The 24,162-nt window shown below is 36.7% G+C and carries 26 protein-coding genes and 2 tRNA genes; 13 read left to right on the top strand and 15 right to left on the bottom strand.

Annotated elements, in window-relative coordinates; genetic code table 11:
• Nucleotides 1-138 precede the first annotated feature (138 nt).
• Nucleotides 139-606 (top strand): glycine zipper 2TM domain-containing protein, encoded by a 468-nt coding sequence (locus EHE21_RS08215; protein WP_075672187.1) that lies wholly within the window; start codon nt 139-141, stop codon nt 604-606.
• 319 nt (nt 607-925) lie between these two features.
• Here the strand turns inward: EHE21_RS08215 and slyA are convergent, their stop codons facing one another.
• Nucleotides 926-1,354, bottom strand: a complete 429-nt coding sequence (gene slyA, locus EHE21_RS08210) for a transcriptional regulator SlyA (RefSeq protein ID WP_075674400.1) — start codon at nt 1,352-1,354, stop codon at nt 926-928.
• A 450-nt stretch (nt 1,355-1,804) separates the two neighbouring features.
• Nucleotides 1,805-2,044, bottom strand: coding sequence for a DUF1289 domain-containing protein (locus EHE21_RS08205; RefSeq protein WP_102949513.1), 240 nt, complete (start codon nt 2,042-2,044; stop codon nt 1,805-1,807).
• A gap of 185 nt (nt 2,045-2,229) precedes the next feature.
• On the opposite strand from EHE21_RS08205, the gene gloA reads away from it, so the two are divergent.
• Nucleotides 2,230-2,637: a lactoylglutathione lyase gene (gene gloA, locus EHE21_RS08200; RefSeq protein WP_036937247.1), complete on the top strand. Its 408-nt coding sequence runs from the start codon at nt 2,230-2,232 to the stop codon at nt 2,635-2,637.
• A gap of 95 nt (nt 2,638-2,732) precedes the next feature.
• A complete protein-coding gene (rnt, locus tag EHE21_RS08195; RefSeq protein ID WP_075673239.1) occupies nt 2,733-3,371 on the top strand; it encodes a ribonuclease T in 639 nt (212 codons plus the stop codon).
• A gap of 124 nt (nt 3,372-3,495) precedes the next feature.
• On the opposite strand, the gene EHE21_RS08190 is transcribed toward rnt, so the two are convergent.
• Nucleotides 3,496-3,837, bottom strand: coding sequence for a Grx4 family monothiol glutaredoxin (locus EHE21_RS08190; protein ID WP_006537039.1), 342 nt, complete (start codon nt 3,835-3,837; stop codon nt 3,496-3,498).
• Nucleotides 3,838-4,192: 355 nt separating this feature from the next.
• On the bottom strand, nt 4,193-4,657 hold the full coding sequence (locus EHE21_RS08185) for an OB-fold protein (RefSeq protein ID WP_088495746.1): 465 nt from the start codon (nt 4,655-4,657) through the stop codon (nt 4,193-4,195).
• A gap of 546 nt (nt 4,658-5,203) precedes the next feature.
• On the opposite strand from EHE21_RS08185, the gene EHE21_RS08180 reads away from it, so the two are divergent.
• Nucleotides 5,204-6,019, top strand: a complete 816-nt coding sequence (locus EHE21_RS08180) for a sulfite exporter TauE/SafE family protein (RefSeq protein ID WP_194952374.1) — start codon at nt 5,204-5,206, stop codon at nt 6,017-6,019.
• Between the two features lie 182 nt (nt 6,020-6,201).
• Here the strand turns inward: EHE21_RS08180 and EHE21_RS08175 are convergent, their stop codons facing one another.
• From EHE21_RS08175 to EHE21_RS08165, 3 genes are all read right to left on the bottom strand, one after another.
• Nucleotides 6,202-6,705, bottom strand: coding sequence for a hypothetical protein (locus EHE21_RS08175; RefSeq protein ID WP_194952373.1), 504 nt, complete (start codon nt 6,703-6,705; stop codon nt 6,202-6,204).
• Nucleotides 6,706-6,785: 80 nt separating this feature from the next.
• Nucleotides 6,786-7,145, bottom strand: coding sequence for a hypothetical protein (locus tag EHE21_RS08170; RefSeq protein ID WP_194952372.1), 360 nt, complete (start codon nt 7,143-7,145; stop codon nt 6,786-6,788).
• A 29-nt stretch (nt 7,146-7,174) separates the two neighbouring features.
• Entirely contained in the window at nt 7,175-7,699 is a 525-nt protein-coding gene (locus EHE21_RS08165) for a hypothetical protein (protein WP_194952371.1), read from the bottom strand.
• Nucleotides 7,700-8,087: 388 nt separating this feature from the next.
• Here EHE21_RS08165 and sodB point away from each other — a divergent pair, with 388 nt between their 5' ends.
• On the top strand, nt 8,088-8,666 hold the full coding sequence (gene sodB, locus EHE21_RS08160) for a superoxide dismutase [Fe] (protein ID WP_109372414.1): 579 nt from the start codon (nt 8,088-8,090) through the stop codon (nt 8,664-8,666).
• Nucleotides 8,667-8,803: 137 nt separating this feature from the next.
• Here sodB and EHE21_RS19045 read toward each other — a convergent pair whose 3' ends face one another.
• Complete coding sequence (locus EHE21_RS19045; protein ID WP_102949514.1) at nt 8,804-8,887, bottom strand: YnhF family membrane protein; 84 nt, start codon at nt 8,885-8,887, stop codon at nt 8,804-8,806.
• A gap of 268 nt (nt 8,888-9,155) precedes the next feature.
• Here EHE21_RS19045 and purR point away from each other — a divergent pair, with 268 nt between their 5' ends.
• Nucleotides 9,156-10,181, top strand: coding sequence for an HTH-type transcriptional repressor PurR (gene purR / locus EHE21_RS08150; RefSeq protein ID WP_075673235.1), 1,026 nt, complete (start codon nt 9,156-9,158; stop codon nt 10,179-10,181).
• Nucleotides 10,182-10,207: 26 nt separating this feature from the next.
• Here purR and punR read toward each other — a convergent pair whose 3' ends face one another.
• The gene (gene punR, locus EHE21_RS08145) at nt 10,208-11,110 is read right to left on the bottom strand and encodes a DNA-binding transcriptional activator PunR (RefSeq protein WP_088495752.1); all 903 of its coding nucleotides are present in this window, start codon (nt 11,108-11,110) and stop codon (nt 10,208-10,210) included.
• A 118-nt stretch (nt 11,111-11,228) separates the two neighbouring features.
• Between punR and punC the strand changes: the two genes are divergently transcribed.
• Together punC and cfa are read left to right on the top strand one after the other, a co-directional pair.
• Nucleotides 11,229-12,446, top strand: coding sequence for a purine nucleoside transporter PunC (gene punC / locus EHE21_RS08140; RefSeq protein ID WP_088495753.1), 1,218 nt, complete (start codon nt 11,229-11,231; stop codon nt 12,444-12,446).
• A 305-nt stretch (nt 12,447-12,751) separates the two neighbouring features.
• Nucleotides 12,752-13,906, top strand: coding sequence for a cyclopropane fatty acyl phospholipid synthase (gene cfa / locus EHE21_RS08135; RefSeq protein WP_088495754.1), 1,155 nt, complete (start codon nt 12,752-12,754; stop codon nt 13,904-13,906).
• Nucleotides 13,907-13,994: 88 nt separating this feature from the next.
• Here the strand turns inward: cfa and EHE21_RS08130 are convergent, their stop codons facing one another.
• Nucleotides 13,995-14,666 (bottom strand): riboflavin synthase subunit alpha, encoded by a 672-nt coding sequence (locus EHE21_RS08130; protein WP_194952370.1) that lies wholly within the window; start codon nt 14,664-14,666, stop codon nt 13,995-13,997.
• A 313-nt stretch (nt 14,667-14,979) separates the two neighbouring features.
• On the opposite strand from EHE21_RS08130, the gene EHE21_RS08125 reads away from it, so the two are divergent.
• The 5 genes from EHE21_RS08125 to EHE21_RS08105 all read left to right on the top strand — a co-directional run bounded on the left by EHE21_RS08125 (nt 14,980) and on the right by EHE21_RS08105 (nt 19,256).
• The gene (locus tag EHE21_RS08125; RefSeq protein WP_102949515.1) at nt 14,980-16,353 is read left to right on the top strand and encodes an MATE family efflux transporter; all 1,374 of its coding nucleotides are present in this window, start codon (nt 14,980-14,982) and stop codon (nt 16,351-16,353) included.
• 148 nt (nt 16,354-16,501) lie between these two features.
• Nucleotides 16,502-16,578: transfer RNA gene (locus EHE21_RS08120), tRNA-Val, on the top strand.
• Between the two features lie 29 nt (nt 16,579-16,607).
• A tRNA-Val gene (locus tag EHE21_RS08115) sits at nt 16,608-16,684 on the top strand.
• Between the two features lie 467 nt (nt 16,685-17,151).
• Nucleotides 17,152-18,564 (top strand): pyruvate kinase PykF, encoded by a 1,413-nt coding sequence (gene pykF / locus EHE21_RS08110; protein WP_194952369.1) that lies wholly within the window; start codon nt 17,152-17,154, stop codon nt 18,562-18,564.
• Nucleotides 18,565-19,016: 452 nt separating this feature from the next.
• Complete coding sequence (locus tag EHE21_RS08105; RefSeq protein WP_036913221.1) at nt 19,017-19,256, top strand: Lpp/OprI family alanine-zipper lipoprotein; 240 nt, start codon at nt 19,017-19,019, stop codon at nt 19,254-19,256.
• A gap of 103 nt (nt 19,257-19,359) precedes the next feature.
• On the opposite strand, the gene EHE21_RS08100 is transcribed toward EHE21_RS08105, so the two are convergent.
• The 5 genes from EHE21_RS08100 to sufC form a co-directional block, all read right to left on the bottom strand.
• Nucleotides 19,360-20,277: a L,D-transpeptidase family protein gene (locus tag EHE21_RS08100; protein WP_088495757.1), complete on the bottom strand. Its 918-nt coding sequence runs from the start codon at nt 20,275-20,277 to the stop codon at nt 19,360-19,362.
• Between the two features lie 116 nt (nt 20,278-20,393).
• On the bottom strand, nt 20,394-20,822 hold the full coding sequence (sufE, locus tag EHE21_RS08095) for a cysteine desulfuration protein SufE (protein WP_109850045.1): 429 nt from the start codon (nt 20,820-20,822) through the stop codon (nt 20,394-20,396).
• Nucleotides 20,823-20,845: 23 nt separating this feature from the next.
• Nucleotides 20,846-22,084: a cysteine desulfurase SufS gene (gene sufS / locus EHE21_RS08090; protein WP_194952368.1), complete on the bottom strand. Its 1,239-nt coding sequence runs from the start codon at nt 22,082-22,084 to the stop codon at nt 20,846-20,848.
• Nucleotides 22,085-22,095: 11 nt separating this feature from the next.
• Nucleotides 22,096-23,403, bottom strand: a complete 1,308-nt coding sequence (gene sufD / locus EHE21_RS08085) for a Fe-S cluster assembly protein SufD (protein WP_088495760.1) — start codon at nt 23,401-23,403, stop codon at nt 22,096-22,098.
• Complete coding sequence (gene sufC, locus EHE21_RS08080) at nt 23,378-24,124, bottom strand: Fe-S cluster assembly ATPase SufC (protein ID WP_088495761.1); 747 nt, start codon at nt 24,122-24,124, stop codon at nt 23,378-23,380. The genes sufD and sufC overlap by 26 nt, the downstream gene beginning before the upstream one ends.
• Nucleotides 24,125-24,162 lie beyond the last annotated feature (38 nt).

The following is a 24,162-nucleotide window of genomic DNA, read 5'->3' as shown; positions in this document are numbered from 1 at the left end:
ACTATCGGCCTTTACTATATAGTAAGCTATATATTATTAAAATCAGTGTCGACATACGCAAAAAACGAGCTATAACTGATACTAGATAACATTGGTATAATCTGAGCAACCCACCTCAGGTTTTCTTTAGGAGTAACTATGTTTAAGCATTTACTTATTGGTCTTTTTACAATGACTGTACTTACTGGTTGTGTGAATACAAATTCACTATCCGGTGACACTTACACCGCAAGCCAAGCAAAACAAGCTCAAAATATTACTTATGGTACAGTGGTTTCTGTACGTGCAGTGAATATTCAAGCAGGTAGCGATGAGAATATTTTAGGTGCGATTGGTGGTGCCGTTCTCGGCGGTATGTTAGGTAACACAGTAGGTGGTGGTACAGGCCGTAACCTTGCAACAGCTGCTGGTGCAATTGCTGGTGGTATGGCGGGACAACAAGCACAAGGCGCATTAAACACCACTAAGGGTGTTCAAATTGAAGTTCGTTTAGATAGTGGTAGAACTGTCGCTATCGTTCAAAAAGCAGATAATACTGTTTATAGTCAAGGTCAACGTGTTGCCGTTATCGGTAACGGAAATAACTTAACTGTTTCTCCTCGCTAATAATTAGCAATTAGCAACAAAAAACAGGCAACATTAAAGTTGCCTGTTTTATTTTATGACTCAATAATAAGTAACCTAAAGAGAGAACAAATATATAATCTAGCTATCACAATTCAAACTATATAATGATTTACATTATATACGCGTCATATTTCAAGTTTCAGTGTTGTTGACATCGTTTACTCACACTAGTTACATATTTTATATGTCCTAGTGACTCATTCACTTGTTATCTAGCTGAGTACTGAACTATTTAGAGTATAGTTATCATCATATAATTAATATTATTTAAATAGAATATATATTAAATTTGAAATTATTAGTCATTTAGCCTATTTATATTTTTTTCTAATTTTTTGATTGTACCTATTAACCTTTCGATTTCTTCTAGTTGGATACCACCTAATATTTCTCGTCTCGTTTTTTCTATTACTGTGTAAACCTCATTAATAAAAGGCTCAGATTCTTTTGTTAATTTTATACGTTTTGCTCTGCGATCATTTGCACATGTATGCCGACAAATCAGTTTTTTTTCTTCCAGTTGATCTAAGGTTCTCACTAAAGACGGTTGCTCGATTCCTATTGCTTTTGCCAATTGGATTTGTGACTGCTCTGGAGGTAATTGGCTGATATTATACAAAGTAACCCAATGGGTTTGGGTTAATTTTAATGGTTTGAGACGATGATCAATTAAAGCACGCCATAATCGAACTAAACGCGCTAAATCAGCTCCTAATGTTGATTCCACTTATCTCTCCTTAATTAGCATTTTCAGTCAACTTATTACAAAGTTTAGATATTCATTTTTAATACAATATTTACCTATTCTTTTTAATTAAAACATTACCTTTAATAACTAATATAGTTATAATCCTATTTATTAGATAAGTAATTATTTTCCAGATATAATTAAACCATTTCTTTCTAGCAACGAAAGTCCATAAAGAATAACCTTGTTATAAAAACTAATCTATATTTTTTTACATAATAATTATTATTATTTTAAACTCAACACTAAAAACAAGAAAAATAGCATTACTATCAAACAGTTAAAAATAAATAACCAGAATAGCACTTTAAAGTTATAACCTTATATTAATAAAGAAAAAATAATAAACCACATAACTACAATAAATAACAATAATGAATTAAAAAGATAGTTAATTATTATTTTAATATTAAAAAATAAGTGGAACATTTAAAATAAATTGAGTTGATCATTCTCTTTTTCAATTGCGGAACCCATTTTTTTTAATGATCTTAAATAACGTTGCTGACAAAGTCGTAATATATTTCTTTTCTCATGTTGATTCATTGTTGACCAATTAAACCGCTCTTGACGGCTGCGATAGCACCCCACGCAATATCCTTGCGCATTCATTTCGCAACGTCCAATACAAGGACTAGGAATATCAAAAAATTCTAATTGTTCTTGCATTTGATTTTCCCTCCCTATTGTTTGTTACAATAGAGTATAGTTAATAGAGATATTATCTGCACAACATGATTTATTGAACTGTTAAAGGCGTAGTAAAATTGAACTTTAGGGCTTTAACGCGTTATAGTACTCCGCCATCAGTTTATCTGTAGGGTTTAATCATTAAAAAAACACAAGAGGTTTATATGCGAGTACTTCATACCATGATCCGAGTGGGCGATTTACAACGTTCTATCGACTTTTATACCAAGGTTTTAGGTATGCAACTTCTACGCACTAGCGAGAATGAGGAATATAAATACTCGTTAGCTTTTGTTGGTTATGGTGATGAAAGCACAGGTGCGGTTATTGAGTTAACCTATAACTGGGGTGTAAATAGCTACGAAATGGGAACTGCTTTTGGGCATGTAGCATTAGGTGTTGATGATGTTGCTGCAACCTGTGAAGCCATTCGTCAAGCTGGCGGTAATGTTACCCGTGATGCTGGCCCAGTAAAAGGTGGCTCAACAATTATTGCTTTTGTTGAAGATCCTGATGGATACAAAATCGAGCTCATCGAAAACAAAAGTGCAAGTCACGCTCTAGGTAACTAATTTTTATTAAAACCAGAAAGATAACATGTTTATCTTTCTGGCCTTACTGATTATCAATTTCCGATATTCTATTTTTGTCGGATAAGTACAACTTAATGCCTGATATAAATAATCCCAATAAGCTTTGTAACCGTTTTCGGGGTTACTACCCTGTTGTCATTGATGTTGAAACAGGTGGATTTAATGCGAAAACAGACGGTTTACTTGAAATCGCCGCTATTACATTAAAAATGGATGAACAAGGTTGGCTAAAACCGGACAACACATTACATTTTCATGTCGAACCCTTTGAAGGGGCTAATCTAGAGCCGGCAGCCTTAGAATTTACAGGTATTGATCCAACCAATCCTTTACGTGGTGCAGTCAGTGAATATGAAGCCTTTCATGCCATTTTTAAAATGGTACGTAAAGGAATGAAAGATGCAGACTGTAATCGTGCCATTATTGTGGCGCATAATGCAAATTTTGATCACAGCTTTGTAATGGCTGCGGCTGAGCGTGCCGGATTAAAACGTAACCCTTTTCACCCTTTTGCCACCTTTGATACAGCGGCTTTAAGTGGATTAGTATTAGGGCAGACAATTTTGGCTAAAGCCTGTATCACTGCTGGCATTCCCTTCGATAGCAAATTAGCGCATGGCGCGTTATACGATACAAATCGTACATCATTACTTTTTTGTGAATTAGTTAACCGCTGGAAAAAGCTTGGTGGATGGCCATTACCTACACCTTAAAGTCATGGTGTCTCAGGTACATTTATGAATAACAGAAAAAAGCCAGTTCAATGATGTGAACTGGCTTTTTTATTGAAGATCTCACTATTTTTATACGTTTCAATACCGAAACGATAAAATTTAATTACTGTGCTTCTTCTTCACCACGATACTTATCAGCAGTCTCTTTTAATAACTTCTGTAATTCACCGCGCTGATACATTTCTAAAATGATGTCACATCCACCGACTAATTCACCATCTACCCATAATTGTGGGAAAGTTGGCCAGTGTGCATATTTTGGTAATTCTGCACGAATATCTGGGTTTTGCAGGATATCAACATACGCAAAACGCTCACCACAAGCAGAGATAGCTTGAACTGCCTGAGCAGAAAAACCACAACTTGGTAATTTTGGAGAACCTTTCATGTATAAAATAATTGGGTTTTCATTGATCTGGCGTTCAATTTTTTCAATAGTCGTCATTTGTAAGTCCTTACAGCCTTTTATATTCGATATGCTTTATAGGGGAAAACATGAAAGAAGAATACCACTTTATATTAGAAACCTCTATATAAGTTTAGTTATCGATATAAAACAATAGGTTGGTACTAAACCACAGTATTATTGATGAGAAAATACACAATAAAACATAAAAAATAAATCAATACGTTACAGATGTTTATGAGTGTGTTTTATCTTATTATTTTATCTCTTAGTACCGACACAATCACTGACTAAAACGTTAAGAAAAATAAAAAGCCTCAATTAAGAGGCTGAAAGCATTTCAATTAAGAAAATCGTCAATGCTCGAATCAATTGGTTCAATTTAAGTAACTTATTACTGTATGGTTCCGTTTTCTAAAAGGATCAAACAACCCAATGCATCAGTAATATCGCTTATCTCACCTTTTATTTTTGCAGTTTGTCCTTTCTTAATTTTAAGAACATTATCTTCTTCACTTGGTTTTAAAGTATATGAAGCACTGGCTTTATTATTAAATGAAATAGCAACAACTTTCGGTGGTGTTGGTTTATAGAGGTCGTATCTGACGACTTCTTCCAAACTTGCGATAGTGGTCACTCTTCCTTCTAAAATAACCCACTTCCCTCTCCATTTTTTCTTCGCCGCAATCTCATTATCACTAAAGTCCTTACATATTCCCGCATAAGTCGCTTCAGTTACTGGAGATTCCATCGATGGAACTATTTGATTTACAGCACTATTAACTGAACGAATAGCCTCGTTTATTTTACACCCTGATAATAATGTGATTATAGATAGTAATAACACCGTCTTCTTCATACAAATTCCTTTATAAAGTCAAAAAAAGATAGATAAAATATAAATCCAATAAGATAAAAATCTATTTTAATTAAATAAAACAACGCCCTCGCCAACATTATGGATAAATGTATGACTCTTTCTAAATTGCTTAATATTTTGATCTGACAGTATAGATCATAAAAAATAGTACTATAACTTTTCGTTATCTTATTTTAAATAAGAAAAATCTTGCCACCTTAGGCTTCTATAAATAAATAAAAATAAGTTAGTCATATTCCGATTTATTTTCCCTGTAAAATTAATATAGTTATTTTTAGCTTATGGTTTAAAAGTATAATTTATTATAAAACCCAAGATTAAATATTTAATATGTTTCTTTATTTGAATTATATTTAGCTATATATTCTTTTATATAAAAGAAGTAACAAGAAAATAAATAACAATTTTCATATCAAAATCAATACATTAAATTTCATAATCTATACATTAAGATAAAACGCTACCTTCTTAAAAGGATATAATGTATATAAATGGGTTTGTTATAAACCCTGACGAGTATTAACTATGGACATGATTTTACTGTTTCTTTTAGTGGGATGTATCACTGGCTTTTTTGCTGGGCTACTTGGTATAGGAGGCGGTGCAATCATTGTTCCGGTGGTTATGTATGTAGTCAGTCAACAAGCTATCCCAACAGATATGGTGATGAAAATTGCCTTATCTACCTCATTCTCTGTCATTATATTTTCCACAGCATCTTCGGCGTATTCTCATAACAAACATAAAGCCATTTTATGGCAGCAATTTCCTCTATTATCTCTCGGCACTATCATTGGTATGCTTGTGGGGACATTTCTGGTACAAAAAATGTCAAATACGATATTGCAAATCGTGTTCTGTATTTTCATGGTATATACCATCTATGGATTATTAACTAAAAAGAAAGAAGCAGAACGCATTGAAAATGTGAAAGATCCTATTGTTTCAAAACCAGCGTTAACAAGTGGTGGTTCTTTAATTGGTTTTATATCCAGTTTTATCGGTATTGCGGGTGGGACTATCACCATTCCTCTTTTAAGTCACTGGGGATTTAATACACGTAAATGTATTGCAACCTCTTCAATGATTGGTGTCATCATTGCTTCTATCGGCACAATCATGGGTATTATCTATGGTTGGAATCAAACAAATATTGATGATTATTACTTCGGCTTTATCTATTTACCTGCCTTTATCGGAATAAGCATTACCAGCGTACTCTTCGCACCTGTCGGTGTAAAAGTTGCTTATCGCCTACCAATTCCTAGAGTTCGCCAAATATTTGCATTATTTCTATTCTTAGTTGTAGTGAAAATGATGTATACGCTTATTACAGAGTAAGCAAGTGATCTGAAAATCATATTCCGTTAAATTATTCTATACAAACAATACTAAAATCTAATATTTATAATAGTATTAGATTTTAGTAAGTTAGAGTATTTATAGATAAGATAAAATGGACGAGTCTTATTAGGTAATCTTCACCTAATTAAAATAAATATATTTAAGTATTACGGATAGCTTTATTCTTTTCTCACTTTGACTTGTAAAGCAAAAACAGGATCCGTTGTACCACACATAGTACGCCCTACTGTGGCTTTTATTTTTATCCGTACATTGCCACTTTTAGGTGCTGTTCCTTGTAAACGAGCAAAAATGATAGGACGCTCTTCTTGGCGTATGACATGCTTTTGCCAATCTTCATATGTAATAAGAGAAAGCCACTCCCCATCTTTATTTTTCACCATTAATGTCACAGTAACCCATTCTGGGTTTTCCACAATATAATATGGTGCTAAACCAGAAAATACGCCAATTTCAACCTGTTGATCATAATATTGATTAACAATAGCTTCCGGCATATAGATTTTTTCTTGCGATTCTGACGGTGTAAATAAAATGCTGGTACTACATGCAATGCCATAGAACATGCTACAACCATTTAGCACACTACAAAAAATAAGCAGGAATAGGCTCTGAACTAAGCTTTTTATAGAAAAATACTTGAAAATAATACTTCCGTGCATGCTTTTATCACTCCCTTGAAAAAACTTAAACTATTGTCGGCAAATTTAAGTCAACCCTTATATCATCTCAAATATCATTTTTATTGTTTAGCATTAAATACCGTTCCTTGCTGCCAATCAAGGACTGAGATCCCCATTTTATTTGCTAATTTAATAACTACAGGAAGAGCTTCATCTACTTTAGAATAAACAAAACCAATAACTGGGATTTTAGTCATAAAGTTATTAATTAAAGGCCCGTCACACCACACACTATCATCTATTTCATCATCAGGTAATTCGCAAAGGCACGGATATAGATGAGAAATTTCTTGATAAAAACGCAACATTAATGGGCTTAATTCCTGAATATCTTCATCTTCATATTTTTCGAAGTATTCACACGCTTTTTCAAAATCATTCGGAATAGGAAAATCAAATAGTGCAATATTATAACTCATTTTAACTCCTACACTCTTTTTGCGTAAATTCAATCTAAAATATCGCTACTACGATAAATGTATAAATAATAAGGCTTATGTGAGTACATTATTTCTATATTCCCTTCTTTAGCCTCAATATTTTCTAATTCAGAAAATACAAATATTTTATTCTCACTTAATGACTCATATTCAATTATCTCTAACTCCTTACAGTTATTTACCTCAGCTAACAATGCTTTTTTATCTTTAACTAAAGGATAAATATTTTTCATTTTCTGAGCTAAAAGATTACAGACCGAATCAATATCATCGCCACCAAAATAGGATAGATTTACACCAATTAACTTACCTTTATAAAATTTTAATGCATTTCTATCAGAATCTTTCTCAAACGGAGGCTCATTATTAAAAAAACAAGTGATAAGATCTTTCTCTGTTTCACACACACCATTCTTTATAAAAGGAATATCATCAATTGATCTTCCAAAATCTAATTTCAAAGGTTCATTACTTTTAAATCCAAACCCAGATAAAAATATTATCATGCCAATAGCTATAAATATTTTTTTCATATTTGTACATTCCTTTGAGAATAAATTTGTTACGATGTATCAATTGTAGTCTCTTACCCCAATCCATCCATACTAGGTGACGCGATTAAATCATATTAATAGAATAAAATTTATACTCTCTACCTTTTTTACTTATCTCATTACAAATACGCTTTTGTCACTTTACGTGCAGGCAAGAGGGATATACTCTTATGAGTATAATTAATCTATATGGCTTATAACTATAGATAAAAGATATTTAGCTGTTATTTCAGCAGATTTTTGTTAAAATAATTAGCAAAATAGTAACAACTTAGTGATTCATTTGCCTCATTCTATCAATTCAAATGATTTTGATTGAATGATTTCAGGCACAAAACCCGAAATAGATAGTTTAAAGGAGTACGCAATGTCTTTCGAATTACCAAAATTACCTTATGCGTTAGATGCTCTTGAGCCACACATCTCTAAAGAAACTTTAGAATATCACTACGGCAAACACCACCAAACCTATGTAACCAATTTAAACAATCTGGTTAAAGGTACTGATTTAGAAAGCAAATCTTTAGAAGAAATCATCAAATCTACTGACGGCGGTATCTTTAATAATGCTGCTCAAGTATGGAACCACACTTTCTACTGGAACTGCTTAGCACCCAATGCAGGTGGCGCACCAACAGGTAAAGTTGCTGATGCTATCAACAAAGCATTTGGCTCTTTTGAAGAGTTCAAAAAGCAATTTAATGATGCAGCAGCTAAAAACTTCGGTTCAGGTTGGACTTGGTTAGTGAAAAAAGCTGACGGTTCAGTTGCAATTGTTAACACCTCTAATGCTGCAACTCCAGTTTCAGGTGCAGACAAACCACTGTTAACAGTAGACGTATGGGAACATGCTTACTACATCGACTACCGTAATGCGCGCGTTAAATATTTAGAAGAGTTCTGGGCACTGGTTAACTGGTCATTTGTTGAAGCTAACCTTGCTTAATTGAGCTTGATAATCAAAGGTGAGTGATTGAGATTCATTTTTGGTGACAAAATAACAAAGGGCCTTGAGCCCTTTGTTATATTCAGATATTCGATAATCTATTATTTAAATTGATCGGATATTCTATAAAGCAGTGATTAGAACATCATAGTAGAAAATAAAACGATCATAACAAGCGCTGCTACTGCTGTACTCAAACCAAATTTCAGATCCGTATCCATCTATTTCTCCCTCAAAATGATTATAATACACATTTTTAACCATAACCTTGTCATGGTTAATTATTATCACATATCAAAATTTGCTAAAATAGCGACCAGTGCACAATTTATAACATTGATTAATACTTTCACTTTTGAGCTAGATCATACAAAATTCACAGCTAATCGCTAAATTATTGCCAGTGTTTGCCCTATGTATGACTATACTGGCAGTTAAACCATAAAATTAGATAAAAGAGACCAATGAAGGTCAGGAGTTTTCCACACCATGGCAACAATAAAAGACGTGGCAAAACGCGCAGGCGTATCAACCACGACTGTTTCTCATGTGATCAACAAAACACGTTTTGTTGCTGAGAACACACGGGCAGCAGTTTGGGCCGCTATAAAAGAATTAAATTATTCGCCTAGTGCCGTTGCGCGTAGTTTAAAAGTCAATCACACCAAATCTATTGGCCTGTTAGCCACGTCCAGTGAAGCTCCTTACTTTGCTGAAGTGATTGAAGCTGTTGAAAATAGTTGTTACAGCAAAGGCTACACACTGATTTTATGTAATTCACATAATAACCTCGATAAACAAAAAGCCTATTTAGCGATGCTGGCACAAAAACGTGTTGATGGATTATTAGTCATGTGTTCTGAATATCCCGATCACCTTCTTACTCTTTTAGAGGGCTATCGTAATATTCCAATGGTTGTCATGGATTGGGGCAAAGCGCGTGGTGACTTTACAGATACCATTATCGATAACGCTTTCCATGGTGGTTATATTGCAGGTCGTTACCTTATTGAGCGAGGCCATCGTGATATTGGTATTATCCCTGGTCCATTAGAACGAAATACAGGTGGTGGTCGCTTACAAGGTTTCTTAAAAGCCATGGAAGAAGCCAAAATCACAGTTAAAGACGAATGGATTGTACAAGGCGACTTCGAGCCAGAATCTGGCTATAAAGCCATGTACCAAATGCTAAACCAAAAACATCGCCCGACGGCTGTCTTTTGTGGTGGTGATGTGATGGCGATGGGCGCAATTTGTGCTGCAGATGAACTTGGCCTGCGTGTTCCTTTAGATATTTCTATTGTTGGCTATGACAATATTCGTAATGCACGTTATTTTACGCCTGCACTCACAACCGTTCACCAGCCAAAAGAACGTCTAGGTCAAATGGCATTATCGATGCTGCTTGATCGTATCGTCAATAAACGCGAAGACGCCCAAACAATCGAAGTTCATCCACGATTAGTTGAGCGCCGTTCAGTTGCTGACGGTCCTTTTATCGACTACCGTCGCTAATTCATATTTATTTAGCTATCTGATTTCTAGCGAAGCCATTCCTCATTTAAGGTTTGGCTATCTCCAAGATAATCTAACAACCATGTCAAAGCGGGCGATTCACTTTTATCGACCCACGTCAGGCAGCATGGGCTGTCTGGCAATGGTTGTGCCAGTTGTAAAGTCACCAGCTTACCTTGTTCAATTAAAGGTTCAGCACGGTGCCAAGGCACCATTCCAACGCATAATCCCGCTAACAAACATTCAAGCCCCATATCCCATGTCGGAACAACCATTCTGCGCTGATTATTTAGCGCCCAAGTGTCACGCTTTGGTAAACTGCGTGAGGTATCCTCTAAACATAAACTTGGATAAGGCCGCATTTCATCATCCGTTAATGGATGTTGTGCTTTCGCTAAAGGGTGATCAACATGGCAAACACAGCGCCAAGGCATAAATCCCATATCTCTAAAGCTATAACGTTCACCTATTGGTGAGGCTCTTGTTGCACCAATGGCTAAATCAACACGACCATTAACTAAGGAGTCCCATACGCCATTAAACACCTCAGGGTAGACATACAGTTCTATATCCGGAAAATGGCGGTAGAAATCGAGAATAAGTTGTTGTGTTCTTTCAGGTTTAACAATGCCATCAACTGCTATACTAAATTGACCGCGCCATCCATTAGAAACTTGTTGACAAAGATGTCGAGTGTCATTCATTTTTTTGATAACAGATCGTGCTTCTTTGATGAAAATTTTACCTGCGTCGGTTAATTCTACATCACGATGACGACGCTCAAACAAAGGAACGGCAAGCCATTCCTCTAATTGCCGAACTGTGTAACTAACGGCGGATGGCACTCTGTGCAATTCTTGAGCAGCCGAGCTAAAACTTCCTGTTCTTGCGACTGCATCAACAACTTCTAAAGAGTATTCTGACCACATAGAGTTTATTCCTTTGAAAATTTTTCACAGCATTAACCAAATATTCCCGTTTCACAAGTAAAATAGGTCTTAGTTACAATACATAAAATGTTCTACATCACATAGCATAGAAAATAAAATGAATTCTAAAACATCCACACAATCAAAAACACCTATGAGCTTTATGGTGTACCTAGCGGGTTTGAGTATGCTAGGTTACTTAGCTATTGATATGTACTTACCTGCATTTGGTATGATGCAGCGTGAACTCTCTATCAGCGAAGGTGCTATTAGTAATAGCTTAAGTATCTTTTTATTTGGTTTTGCTGTTGCTCAGTTACTTTGGGGACCACTTTCTGACAAAGTAGGTCGTAAACCTATTCTTCTTATTGGTTTAAGCCTTTTCTCTTTAGGCTGCCTTGGTATGCTGTGGGTTGAAAGTGCAACTGGCTTACTTGCTATGCGCTTCCTACAAGCTTTCGGCGTCTGCTCTGCTGCTGTTATTTGGCAAGCTCTTGTCATCGACCGTTTTGATGAATCTCGCGCTCAACACGTTTTTGCTTTAATTATGCCACTGGTTGCATTATCACCAGCACTTGCGCCTTTAATCGGTGCATCGTTATTAGATCACGGTGGCTGGCGTATGATTTTTATGCTGTTAATGGCCGTAACGTTAGTTCTCATGTTACCGACATTAATGCTAAAAAACATTAAACAAAAATCAGTTACAGATGCAAACCAATCTTCTGCGTCATTTATGACTTTATTAAAATCCCCTCTCTATACAGGTAACGTATTAGTTTACGCTTCTTGTAGTGCAGGTTTCTTTGCTTGGTTAGCTGGCTCACCAATCATTCTTGAAAAGATGGGCTACTCTCCTCAGGATATCGGTTTAAGTTATATTCCACAAACTATTGCATTTATGGTGGGTGGTTATGGTTGTCGTATTTTACTGTCAAAAATGACAGGTAAAACACTGCTGCCACTGTTATTAATTGGTTATGCTGTCAGTATGACTGCGTTATACCTTGTTGCTAAATTTACTGAACCAACATTAACAACTATTTTAATTCCGTTCTGTATTATGGCTGCAATGAATGGTGCTTCTTATCCAATCGCAGTATCTAATGCTTTATCCGCTTATCCTGAAATCAGTGGTAAAGCTGCTGCGTTACAAAATGCGCTTCAACTAGGTCTTTGCAGCTTAGCAAGTTTTATTGTCTCTGCATTTATCAGCCAACAACCTTTGATTAACACCACGGCAATTATGGCGTTAACAGCAATCCCAATGGCAGTTGGTTACTTTATTCAGCGTAATAAATCTGTTACCAAACACACAGTTCAAACCGCAGAATAATCGCGCTCCTTCTTTTAAGAATCATCTTAAAAAGGCCATTTTATAAAAAATGGCCTTTTTCTTTTCTAGAGAAAAACATTCTACATCTCTATACTTACCTATACGCTGTAATAGCGTTTTATTTATTTTTCTTTCGGATTTTGAGACATTAAACAGATTATTCGCTGATTATGTCAGATTAGTTGTCTTATTAATTCTATTCGTTCAATTCAGACTGAACACAATACCATTTTAATACTGTCAATCTGCACACATCCTTTCTTAGCTTTATGTCTCAAAACCCGCTTAGTTTACGCGGAGAGTATATGAGTACATCTTGTGTAGAAGAAGGCCGAAAGACCTCCAACGATCCTTATAAAAAGATCGCAATAGAACTGTTAGCTCATGCTGATATTCGAGTTAATGGCTCAGAACCTTATGATATTCAGGTTCATAATCAAAATTTTTATAAAAGAGTATTACAGCAAGGCTCATTAGGTCTCGGCGAAAGTTATATGGATGGTTGGTGGGATTGTGAACGATTAGATATATTCTTTCATAAAGTTTTACGTGCTGGTCTTGAAAATAAGCTCCCACAAAACCTACGCGATATTTTCAAGATTGCGACAGCCCGCCTTTTTAATCTGCAAACACAAAAACGTGCATGGATGGTAGGTAAAGAGCATTACGACCTTGGTAATGATCTATTTACTGCCATGCTTGATCCTAATATGCAATATTCCTGTGGTTACTGGAAAAATGCAGATAATTTAACTCAAGCTCAAGAACATAAATTAGATTTAATTTGCCGAAAATTAGATTTAAAACCGGGGATGACCTTATTAGACATCGGCTGTGGTTGGGGTGGACTTGCAGGCTATGCAGCCAAACATTTTGGCGTTTCTGTAACGGGAGTCACTATTTCTGTTGAACAGCAAAAACTTGCACAAGCTCGATGCCAAGGACTTGATGTTAATATTATTTTAGAAGACTATCGTGATTTACATGAAAAGTTTGATCGCATAGTTTCAGTAGGTATGTTTGAGCATGTAGGACCTAAAAATTATGCCACTTATTTTGATGTGGTTCGTCGTAATTTAAAGGAAGATGGTCTGTTTTTATTGCACACCATAGGTTCTAACCGCGACAAAGTAAATGTAGATAGCTGGATAAGCAAATATATCTTTCCTAATGGATGTTTACCGTCTATTCAAAAAATTGCTCATGCAATGGACAGTAAATTTGTAATGGAAGATTGGCATAACTTTGGCGCTGATTACGATAAAACACTAATGGCATGGTATCAGCGTTTTTTAGCCTATTGGCCAGATATTGAATCTAATTACACACCACGCTTTAAACGTATGTTTAGTTATTATCTTAATGCCTGTGCGGGTGCATTTCGTGCCAGAGATATTCAGTTATGGCAAATTGTCCTAAGCCCTAAAGGTCATATTGGCGGTTTACAAATCCCTCGCTAATTATTCTTTTTATAAAAAGAGAAAAGCCAGTTTGATTGATAAACTGGCTTTTTCTTTGATTATCTTTTAAGAGCAACAACATTAATTATTAATTATGTGAAGCTTGTTCTTCATTTTCATTTTGTTGTGCTGCTAATAAAGCTTGTTGCTGTGCTTGTTGCGCCATAACGCGCTCTACTGTATCGACAATCGCTTGAGTTTGAGGATCAAGTTCAATATTGACTTTATCACCAAGGCGTTTGCGACCTAATGTCGTTCTATCGCGCGTTTCAGGAATTAAATGGACACAAAAACGGTTATTAACCACATCGCCCACAGTTAGGCTTATTCCATCAATACCAATAAAACCTTTGTGTAAAATGTACTTCATTAATGCTTTATCAAAGATACGAAACCAAATTTGTAAATTATTTTCTGATGTTATAATTTTGGCAACTTCGGCAGTTGTGACAATATGACCAGACATCACATGCCCGCCTATTTCATCACCGTATTTAGCCGCACGTTCAATATTCACTTCAGAACCGACTTTTAATTCACCAAGGTTAGTTAAACGTAATGTCTCTTTCACTAGATCAAAGCTAATATGTGTACCTTCAATTTTAGTGACCGTTAAACAGCAACCATTATTTGCAACAGAAGCACCTGTTTCTAAATTGCCGACTAACTCTTTGGGTAATTCAATGATATGGGTACGAAAATCGCCTTTATCTTCGATAGCAATAACCCGCCCTTTTCCCTGAACAATACCTGTAAACATCTTACATCTCCTTGGATCGATAAACTGGTAAACTCAATTTAGGCTTATGCTATTAAGGATAACATAGCTCGTATTAATACAAAGGAACAATTATCGTATTTATTCCTTGTCGAGGATTACCGTTAAATATAACGTAAAAACACCTAATAAATTATCAAAATCCTGTGTTTGAAAAGCTAAACTTCTTTCGTTGCTAATTAAACTTTTATCATTAGAATAAGCGGTCTTGAGGATCTCTTTACGTCATTTTAACAATACGACGTTTGTTCTCTTCCTTTCCTTTCGTTTTCTTATAATAAATAAAGGTGTATGCGTGCAGAAGTACATAAGAGAAGCGCGTAGCTTACTTGCTCTCGGTATCCCCGTTATCATCGCGCAGTTTTCCCAGACAGCAATGGGTGTCGTTGATACTGTCATGGCGGGTGCTGTAAATGCCACAGAAATGTCGGCGGTGGCAGTAGGTACGTCTATTTGGTTACCAACGATTTTATTAGGCCAAGGGATATTAATGGCATTAACCCCAATCGTTGCTCAATTAAATGGTTCAGGACAACGAAAACACATTGCTAATCGTACACAGCAAGGTTTTTGGCTCGCCACTTTCTTATCAATCATGGTAATTGCTATTCTTTATAACAGCCGTTTTATTATTGAAGCGCAACATGATATAGAACCCGAATTAGCCGAAAAGGCCATTGGATTTATTCATGCCATTATGTGGGGTGCACCTGGTTGCCTTTACTATCAGGTACTGAGAAGTCAATGTGAGGGATTATCTAAAACAAAACCTGGCATGATAATTGGTTTTGTTGGCCTATTAATTAATATCCCTGTCAACTACGCCTTTATTTACGGTAAATTTGGCGCACCACAATTAGGGGGTATTGGTTGTGGTGTTGCAACGGCTTCTGTTTTCTGGGCGATGTTCTTAATGATGCGTTATTACGTGCGTCGAGCACCGACACAACGTGATGTTATGCCAAAGAAACGTTTAGTCAGTCCTGATTTCCACACGATAAAACGTATTACATTTTTAGGATTACCTGTTGGCTTAGCCTTATTCTTTGAGGTAACACTATTTGCCGTTGTTGCATTATTAGTTTCACCTTTAGGCGTTACTGCGGTTGCCAGTCATCAGATAGCACTTAACTTTAGTTCACTAATGTTTATGTTCCCTCTTTCATTGGGAATAGCAGCAACAATCCGTGTCGGTCATAACTTAGGGCAACGCTCTACAGAACAAGCACGTATTTCAGCCATTACAGCGCTTGCTGTTGGACTAATGTTGGCAAGTTGTACCGCGATTTTCTCTATTATCTTCAGAGAAAAAATCGCGTTAATGTATAACGATAATATTGAAGTGGTGACGTTAGCTTCCCATCTTATGTTATTCGCTGCGCTTTATCAGTTATCAGATTCTGTGCAAGTTATTGGCTCAGGTGTATTACGAGGTTATAAAGATACCCGCTCTATCTTCTTTATTACTTTTATTGCCTATTGGGTAATTGGACTACCTTCTGGTTATATATTAGGGCGTACTAATTACTTTGTTGAAGCGATGGGACCTGCTGGTTTCTGGATTGGCTTTATTTTAGGTTTAACTGCCTCAGCAATTATGATGGGTTCCCGCATTTGGTGGATCCAACGTCAATCTGATGAAGTGGTACTATTACGCTCAGAGCGTTAAACAGAAACAGTTATTTCGGCAAGGGAATGACACAAATATCAACAAATAGCTTTAAATACGAGCAGTTGAATATAAATTTGTGTTTTTCCTCTTGCCAGAATCGAATCATCTCGTTAATATTCGTCCCCGTTGTCACCTAATAGATAATGCGTCCATAGCTCAGTTGGTTAGAGCACCACCTTGACATGGTGGGGGTCGGTGGTTCGAGTCCACTTGGACGCACCATTTATTTTTCGATAACATCTCAATACAGTGCGTCCATAGCTCAGTTGGTTAGAGCACCACCTTGACATGGTGGGGGTCGGTGGTTCGAGTCCACTTGGACGCACCATTTCTCTTTCTCTATTTTCTTATTTTTATTCTTCTTACCTACCCTACAAAATAATTAATCTAGCTTGCAATATTTTATTGCGCAACAAAGTGTTTAAAAAACAAGCAGTCAGCTCCGTATTTTGATCACATCACTTAAATTTACCTTTTTTCGATTTTCTTCATAGAAATTAACCTCTATAATACGAAACATAATTTTGTTGAAAGGTTTCAGCGTATTGATTTACGGGCATCTTTAGAAAACAGAACAAATGAATCGTGATAGACTATAATGTAAGATGTCTGCCAACCTTTGATACAAAATAGTGACAAGATTTTTATGATGTTGCTGAACCATTAACATGTTGCGCAACTTATCTATGAGAGATGAGTTTATACACCCTGTTTTGCACCGTTGATACTGTTAATAGAAAACGGCGACATTAATCCTTATTCATCCATTACAATACAACCATTAAATAGACTGCCATGAAAAAGACAAAAATTGTTTGCACCATCGGACCAAAAACCGAATCTGAAGAAAAACTGAATCAATTACTGGACGCAGGCATGAACGTTATGCGTCTAAACTTCTCTCACGGTGACTATGAAGAGCATGGCAACCGTATCAAAAATCTGCGTAATGTTTGCGCTAAAACAGGCAAAAAAGCCGCTATCTTATTAGATACTAAAGGCCCAGAAATCCGTACCATCAAATTAGAAGGTGGTAATGATGTCGCTTTAGTTGCTGGTCAAACATTCACTTTCACTACAGACAAAACTGTTGTGGGTAACAAAGACCGCGTTGCTGTAACTTACGAAGGTTTCGCTAAAGACTTAACTGTTGGTAACACCGTTTTAGTTGATGATGGTCTTATCGGCATGAAAGTCACTGCTGTAACTGATAAAGAAGTTGTTTGTGAAGTTTTAAACAACGGTGACTTAGGTGAAAACAAAGGTGTTAACTTACCTGGCGTTTCTATCGGTTTACCTGCATTAGCTGAAAAAGATAAACAAGATCTTATCTTTGGTTGCGAGCAAGGCGTTGATTTCGTTGCTGCATCATTTATTCGTAAACGTTCTGACGTTGAGGAAATGCGTGCTCACTTAAATGCGCACGGCGGCGAAAACATCATGATCATCTCAAAAATTGAAAACCAAGAAGGTTTAAACAATTTTGATGAGATCTTAGAAGCATCTGACGGTATCATGGTTGCTCGTGGCGACTTAGGTGTTGAGATCCCAGTTGAAGAAGTTATCTTCGCACAAAAAATGATGATCGAAAAATGTAACGCTGCGCGTAAAGTGGTTATCACTGCAACGCAAATGTTAGATTCAATGATCAAAAACCCACGCCCTACTCGTGCTGAAGCGGGTGACGTTGCGAATGCTATCTTAGATGGTACTGATGCTGTTATGTTGTCAGGTGAAAGTGCAAAAGGTAAATACCCAGTAGAAGCTGTGACTATCATGGCAACTATCTGTGATCGTACAGACCGTATCATGCAATCTCGTCTTGATTACAAACAAACAGCTGCAAAATTACGCGTAACTGAAGCAGTTTGTCGCGGTGCGGTTGAAATGGCTGAAAACTTAGATGCACCTCTGATTGTTGTTGCAACTTTCGGTGGTAAATCAGCTCGTTCTATCCGTAAATATTTCCCAACAGCACCAATCTTAGCATTAACAAACAACGAAGAAACAGCTCGTCAGTTACTGTTAGTTAAAGGTGTAACCACTCAATTAGTTAAAGAAATCTCTTCTACTGATGACTTCTACCGTATCGGTAAAGAAGCAGCATTAGCAAGTGGTTTAGCGCATGCTGGTGAACGTGTTGTTATGGTTACCGGTGCACTGGTTGATAGCGGTACAACAAATACTTCATCTGTTCACGTTCTGTAATTTTATACAACGTGAATACATCAAACGCCACTCCTTGAGTGGCGTTTTTTATTTATTTCTAATTTATTTCTAATATTTTTCTTTCTTTTTTTTCTGTCACTCTTTTTTAGATTCATTTTTTCTCTTATCCCACTCTCTTTTTTATCTATTTATAGCTATTAATCAATCAGGTTGCGAGTAAATCGCCAATGTCAATTTGTGTGATTTTTAGTCATTAAATCACTTTTTAATGATTAGGATTTTTACTAATAATGAACTTTTGTGAGAAAACGCGCATTTATTGTGCTGAAAATTTACAATATAAGTGTTATTTTTCCTATTGTTATAGGAAACGCAAGATACACTTATTACGAATAAATCCAGCATTTTCCTATATGTGTGCCATACTTATTAATGGTTTCATATAAATGCTACTTGTTCCTTTACACAAACTAATAATAGAGGTTGTAACTATGAAAGCGAAACTTGTACTAGGTGCGGTAATTCTGGCTTCAGGCTTATTAGCAGGTTGTTCTTCTAGTAATAATGCACAATTAGATCAAATCTCTTCTGATGTAAGCCGCCTGAATACTCAAGTTCAGCAACTAAGTGGTGATGTACAATCTGCTCGCGCTGAAGCTAAATCAGCTTACGACGAAGCAGCTCGTGCAAATCAGCGTTTAGATAACCAAGTCACTACTTATAAAAAGTAATTTGACTCACCGATAAGCTGAAAACAGCTTTAGGTAAGCATTAATCACAAAGCCCTAACATTGTTAGGGCTTTGTTTTTTTAGCTCATTATATTTTATAAAGATTAATATGCTGTCACATCCACAGGTATACCCGAACGTCGAATCAGCTCTGCATCTGCTTTATCTTTATTAACCTTGCCACTTTCATACCAAGCATTAAATTGCTTTGTAAATGTAAGAGGCATCGTTTGCGGATCGTCATCTTCGTTACGTGATAGTGGCTGATGAACTTCAATAAACTGTCTGCCGTCTGCAGTTTCAGTAAATTTAATCGGTTTATTGATAACCTGAACTCGGCTACCTTTAGGCACCACGTTGAATAAGGTCTCAATATCATTTGGGCGTAAACGAATACAGCCTGAACTCACTCTTAAGCCAATACCAAAATCAGCATTAGTACCATGAATAAGGTATTCACCTCGACTATGTGCCAATCTTAAGGCATATGCCCCCATTGGGTTTTCAGGACCAGCAGGAACGACAGCTGGTAGCGTGATCCCTTTAGCCGCATAATTTTTGCGAATATTCGCCGTTGGTGTCCAAGTGGGATCTTTAATTAATTGAGAAATCGATGTCACCATCTCCGGTGTTTCTCGCCCTAATTGACCAATACCAATCGGGTAAACATCAACAGTTCCTCCCTCTTTTGGATAATAATAAAGGCGTAATTCAGCAAGGTTGATAACAATACCTTTATGTAGAGTATCAGGCAAAATCATCTGCAATGGGATTGTTAAAGTTTTACCTGCATCAGGCAAAAGAGGATCAATACCAGGATTCGCTTCCATCATATTGAGCAATCCCACTTGGTATTCGGACGCAATAGCCTCTAATGAGCGTTTATCATCGGGAACTATATATGAAAAATTTTCACCAATAATACGCTGGCCATCAGCAGGTAGTAGATATTCTGTCGCGTAAGATAAGTGACTACTCATCCCTAACAGCGATACCCCTAAGAGAGTTAACCATTTTTTCATCGTTTATCCCGTGTGTTAGAAATAAAATAAACTGACTATTATGATGATAACATTATCATTGTTATGCTTTCATATAATAAGTCAGTTTAGAACATTAATGCGGGATCAGGTAACATTTATGCTACAGCGTATTCTGAAAAACGCTTAATAAGTGTCGTAACCATCGCATGCAAACCTTGCGTGCGAGAAGGTGTTAAGTGGCTTTCTAGTGCTAATGATGAAAAGTAATGTTTGATATCTGTCTCTAATGCTTGTTCGATAGTTTTACCTTGAAATAAGATAATCACTAAGGCAACGAGGCCTTTTACAATACCTGCATCACTATCGCCAGCCAGCACTAACTGTTTATTCTCATTAAGAGAAACAGCGATCCAAACTTGGCTTTGGCAACCTTCAATAAAGTTAGCTGAAATACGTTGTTCATCTGTTAAAGGAGGAAGACGCTCACCTAACTCCATCATATAAAGGTAACGTTGTTCCCAATCCTGACAACGAGAAAAATTGCGTAATAATTTTGCTTCATCTGGCAAATTAGCAACTGCCATGAATAACCTCTTTATTTTAATCTTTAACCTAATAGCATTTCGACACGCAATAGCGCATTAACCAGTGCATCTATATCGTTTTTATTGGTATACAACCCAAGAGATGCGCGACACATCGCAGGAACTTGATAATAATCCATAATTGGCATCGCACAATGATGCCCTGTACGAATAGCAATACCATAATTATCAAGAAATGCCCCAACATCATAAGCATGGTGTTTGCCTAAATTAAACGCTATCACTCCTTGTCGAGAATCATTGCCATAAAGCGTTAACGATTTTACTTTTTGTAACTGCTCTTGGGCATACTTCATTATGCTACTTTCATATTCGGCAATGTTATCCATGCCTATTTGTGAAAGATAATCTAATGCCGCACCTAAGCCGATCATTCCCATTATGTTCGGTGTCCCTGCTTCAAAGCGCCAAGGCGCATCTGCGTAGGTAATATCACCATTAATATGAACATGCTTTATCATTGCGCCACCGCCTTCCCAAGGCGGTAATTCATCCAGTATCGCTTTCTTGCCGTATAACAAACCAATACCCGTTGGCGCATAAAGTTTATGACCGCTACAAACAAAAAAGTCGCAATCAAGTTGTGAAACATTAATTGTTTGATGCATTGCACTTTGAGCACCATCAACCAATATATGTAATTCACCACCTTGTTCAATAGCATATTGACGAGCATCACCAATAATTTGAGCGACTGGATTCACTGTGCCCAATACATTTGATTGATGAGTGAGACTGAGTAATTTAGTTCGTTCATCGATTAAACGGGGTAATTGAGCTAAATCGAGTGTACCGTCTTGCAATAACGGTAACACACGGACATTAAAGCCATACTGTTTTGCCAACATATACCATGGAACAATATTTGCGTGATGTTCCATTTCGGTGATGATGATATTGTCACCATCATTTAAAAATCGTTGGCTATAAACGTTCGCTATAAGGTTGATCCCTTCGGTTGTTCCTTTAACAAAAATTATCTCTTCTTCGCTATTGGCACCTAAAAAATCACAGGCTTTTTTACGGACATTTTCAACTAACGTTGTCGCATTTGCACTTAATGTATGAATGCCGCGATGAACCGCGGCATATTGTGTTAAGGCAAATTGTTTTTCATGTTCAATGACGCAAGCCGGTTTCTGAGCACTTGCGGCACTGTCGAGATAAACCAGTGGTTTTCCTTTCACTTGCTGTGAAAGAATTGGAAAATCATCTCGCGCTTTTTCAATGGAATGCGTCATAATGCCTTATTTTATACCTCTAATAAGCGCTGATTAATTCTTTCTAATACCTGCGCTTTGATCACACTATTTTCTAGCGATTCAGTTAATTCAGCCGCAAATGCATGGATGATCATTTTACGTGCGTCACTTAAGGAAATACCTCGTGAACGCAGATAAAATAGCTGCTCATCATCAATTCGTCCCACAGTAGCACCATGACTACATTTCACATCATCGGCATAGATTTCAAGTTGTGGTTTGGTATCGATTTGCGCTTTTTCACCCAGCAACAGATTGTTATTAGTCATTTGACCATCTGTTTTTAATGCTTGAGGTGTCACCGTGATCATACCGTTAAATACGGCTTTCCCTGCATCCATCGCAATACTTTTATGCAGTTGACGACTCTGGCAATTTTTTTCACCATGAACTAGCCATGTACGAGTATCTGCAATCTCTCCAGCTTTAGGTAATACAACGCTATTCATTGAAAGCTCTGTATTTTCACCCTTTAGTGCAGAACTCGTGTGATGACGACTAAGTTTAGCGCCTAATAAGAAAGCATAACTGTTAACACGAGCATCACGGCCTATCGTCAGATCGTTATGGGCAAAATGCTGACTTACTCCATTTTCAAAACTTAATTTGATATGGTTAAAAGAGGCATTATCGCCAATCGTTGCGGTTAATCTTGCACCTGTAAAATGACGGTTTTCACTATCACTGCTGATATAGTGTTCTACCACTTGCATCTGAGTATTCGCACCGACATCAAGGTGAAAACGATAATTTGCACTATTTACCTCTGTGCTTTGATCACCTTGAGTAATATTGAGAATATAGAGTGGCTTATCCGCAATAACACCGTTTTTCAGGGTAATAAGCAATGGATGTGGCGCTAAACTTTCAACTAAATGCAGGAAGATTTCACCATTTACCGCTTTAGGTAATTCACTTTGATTATCAAGTAAAGTAACTTGATAAGGACCAAAATCTTTACTACTTTCTATCGGTGAAAATGTGCCATTCACCATAACAATACGGTAGCAATCAAAAGATAATGCATGTTTAGCCATTAAACTTTGTACATCAAAAGGTGGCAACTGTTGATAGCACTGGCTTAGTGTTTCTTCTAATGGCGTATAATGCCAATCTTCATGGCGGTAAGTAGGGAAACCTACTTTCTCAACTTGTAACCAATGATTGCGAGCGTTGAGATTATCGTCACCTTTACGTTGATGATATAACGCTGAAAACATTTTTAATGCTTGTTGATTACGCAGTTCAACTTGGCGCTGTTTTTCACGCTTTTCATTGAGGGTCAATAAGCCAGCCATAACCTTGTTCCTCCAATTTTTGCGCCAATGAAAAATCACCTGATTTAATGATTTTCCCCTGATAAAGCACATGCACAAAATCAGGTTTAATATAATCAAGAATACGTTGGTAGTGTGTTACAACGATGAAGGCACGTTTACCATCACGTAAACTATTAACACCATTAGAAACGATTTTTAATGCGTCGATATCAAGACCCGAGTCTGTTTCATCTAAAATACATAATTCAGGCTCTAACGCAGCCATTTGCAAAATGTCGTTACGTTTTTTCTCACCACCAGAAAATCCCACGTTGACAGAGCGTGTTAACAAATCTTGTGGCATATCCAGTAATTTGATTTTATCTTCAATAAAATCTTCAAAATCAAAGCGATCTAACGGCTCTTGGCCACGATATTCTCTCACTGCATTTACAGAAGATTGTAAGAAAAACTGATTGCTGACACCGGGTATTTCAACAGGATATTGAAATGCCATAAAGATGCCTTCACCTGCGCGATCTTCCGGTTCTAATTCCAATAAATCTTTATTTTTAAAGGTAATCGAACCTTCATCAACTTCATATTCATCACGACCAGCAAGCGTTGCAGATAGCGTACTTTTACCTGAGCCATTTGGTCCCATAATTGCGTGAACTTCACCTGCACGAACCTGCAAATCTAATCCTTTGAGGATCTCGTTGCCTTCAACACTGACATGTAAATTTTTAATATCTAACATAATATATGCCTTCGGTATCTTTATACTCAGAATTTGGT

The organism is Proteus sp. GOKU (assembly GCF_015475555.1).
In the GTDB taxonomy this organism is placed as follows: domain Bacteria; phylum Pseudomonadota; class Gammaproteobacteria; order Enterobacterales; family Enterobacteriaceae; genus Proteus; species Proteus mirabilis_B.
The sequence above is the reverse complement of the archived record's forward strand: the minus strand, read 5'-3'. Positions and strand labels throughout refer to the sequence as shown.

Coding starts and splice junctions, on each gene's coding strand:
- rnt (WP_075673239.1), top strand. CDS start 2,733: ATGCCTGATATAAATAATCCCAATAAGCTTTGTAACCGTTTTCGGGGT.
- EHE21_RS08215 (WP_075672187.1), top strand. CDS start 139: ATGTTTAAGCATTTACTTATTGGTCTTTTTACAATGACTGTACTTACT.
- EHE21_RS08100 (WP_088495757.1), bottom strand. CDS start 20,277: ATGAAAAAATGGTTAACTCTCTTAGGGGTATCGCTGTTAGGGATGAGT.
- EHE21_RS08190 (WP_006537039.1), bottom strand. CDS start 3,837: ATGACGACTATTGAAAAAATTGAACGCCAGATCAATGAAAACCCAATT.
- gloA (WP_036937247.1), top strand. CDS start 2,230: ATGCGAGTACTTCATACCATGATCCGAGTGGGCGATTTACAACGTTCT.
- EHE21_RS08180 (WP_194952374.1), top strand. CDS start 5,204: ATGGACATGATTTTACTGTTTCTTTTAGTGGGATGTATCACTGGCTTT.
- EHE21_RS08130 (WP_194952370.1), bottom strand. CDS start 14,666: ATGTTTACAGGTATTGTTCAGGGAAAAGGGCGGGTTATTGCTATCGAA.
- cfa (WP_088495754.1), top strand. CDS start 12,752: ATGAGTACATCTTGTGTAGAAGAAGGCCGAAAGACCTCCAACGATCCT.
- sufC (WP_088495761.1), bottom strand. CDS start 24,124: ATGTTAGATATTAAAAATTTACATGTCAGTGTTGAAGGCAACGAGATC.
- sodB (WP_109372414.1), top strand. CDS start 8,088: ATGTCTTTCGAATTACCAAAATTACCTTATGCGTTAGATGCTCTTGAG.
- sufD (WP_088495760.1), bottom strand. CDS start 23,403: ATGGCTGGCTTATTGACCCTCAATGAAAAGCGTGAAAAACAGCGCCAA.
- sufS (WP_194952368.1), bottom strand. CDS start 22,084: ATGACGCATTCCATTGAAAAAGCGCGAGATGATTTTCCAATTCTTTCA.
- EHE21_RS08165 (WP_194952371.1), bottom strand. CDS start 7,699: ATGAAAAAAATATTTATAGCTATTGGCATGATAATATTTTTATCTGGG.
- EHE21_RS19045 (WP_102949514.1), bottom strand. CDS start 8,887: ATGGATACGGATCTGAAATTTGGTTTGAGTACAGCAGTAGCAGCGCTT.
- pykF (WP_194952369.1), top strand. CDS start 17,152: ATGAAAAAGACAAAAATTGTTTGCACCATCGGACCAAAAACCGAATCT.
- purR (WP_075673235.1), top strand. CDS start 9,156: ATGGCAACAATAAAAGACGTGGCAAAACGCGCAGGCGTATCAACCACG.
- punC (WP_088495753.1), top strand. CDS start 11,229: ATGAATTCTAAAACATCCACACAATCAAAAACACCTATGAGCTTTATG.
- EHE21_RS08175 (WP_194952373.1), bottom strand. CDS start 6,705: ATGCACGGAAGTATTATTTTCAAGTATTTTTCTATAAAAAGCTTAGTT.
- punR (WP_088495752.1), bottom strand. CDS start 11,110: ATGTGGTCAGAATACTCTTTAGAAGTTGTTGATGCAGTCGCAAGAACA.
- EHE21_RS08105 (WP_036913221.1), top strand. CDS start 19,017: ATGAAAGCGAAACTTGTACTAGGTGCGGTAATTCTGGCTTCAGGCTTA.
- sufE (WP_109850045.1), bottom strand. CDS start 20,822: ATGGCAGTTGCTAATTTGCCAGATGAAGCAAAATTATTACGCAATTTT.
- EHE21_RS08170 (WP_194952372.1), bottom strand. CDS start 7,145: ATGAGTTATAATATTGCACTATTTGATTTTCCTATTCCGAATGATTTT.
- EHE21_RS08205 (WP_102949513.1), bottom strand. CDS start 2,044: ATGCAAGAACAATTAGAATTTTTTGATATTCCTAGTCCTTGTATTGGA.
- EHE21_RS08185 (WP_088495746.1), bottom strand. CDS start 4,657: ATGAAGAAGACGGTGTTATTACTATCTATAATCACATTATTATCAGGG.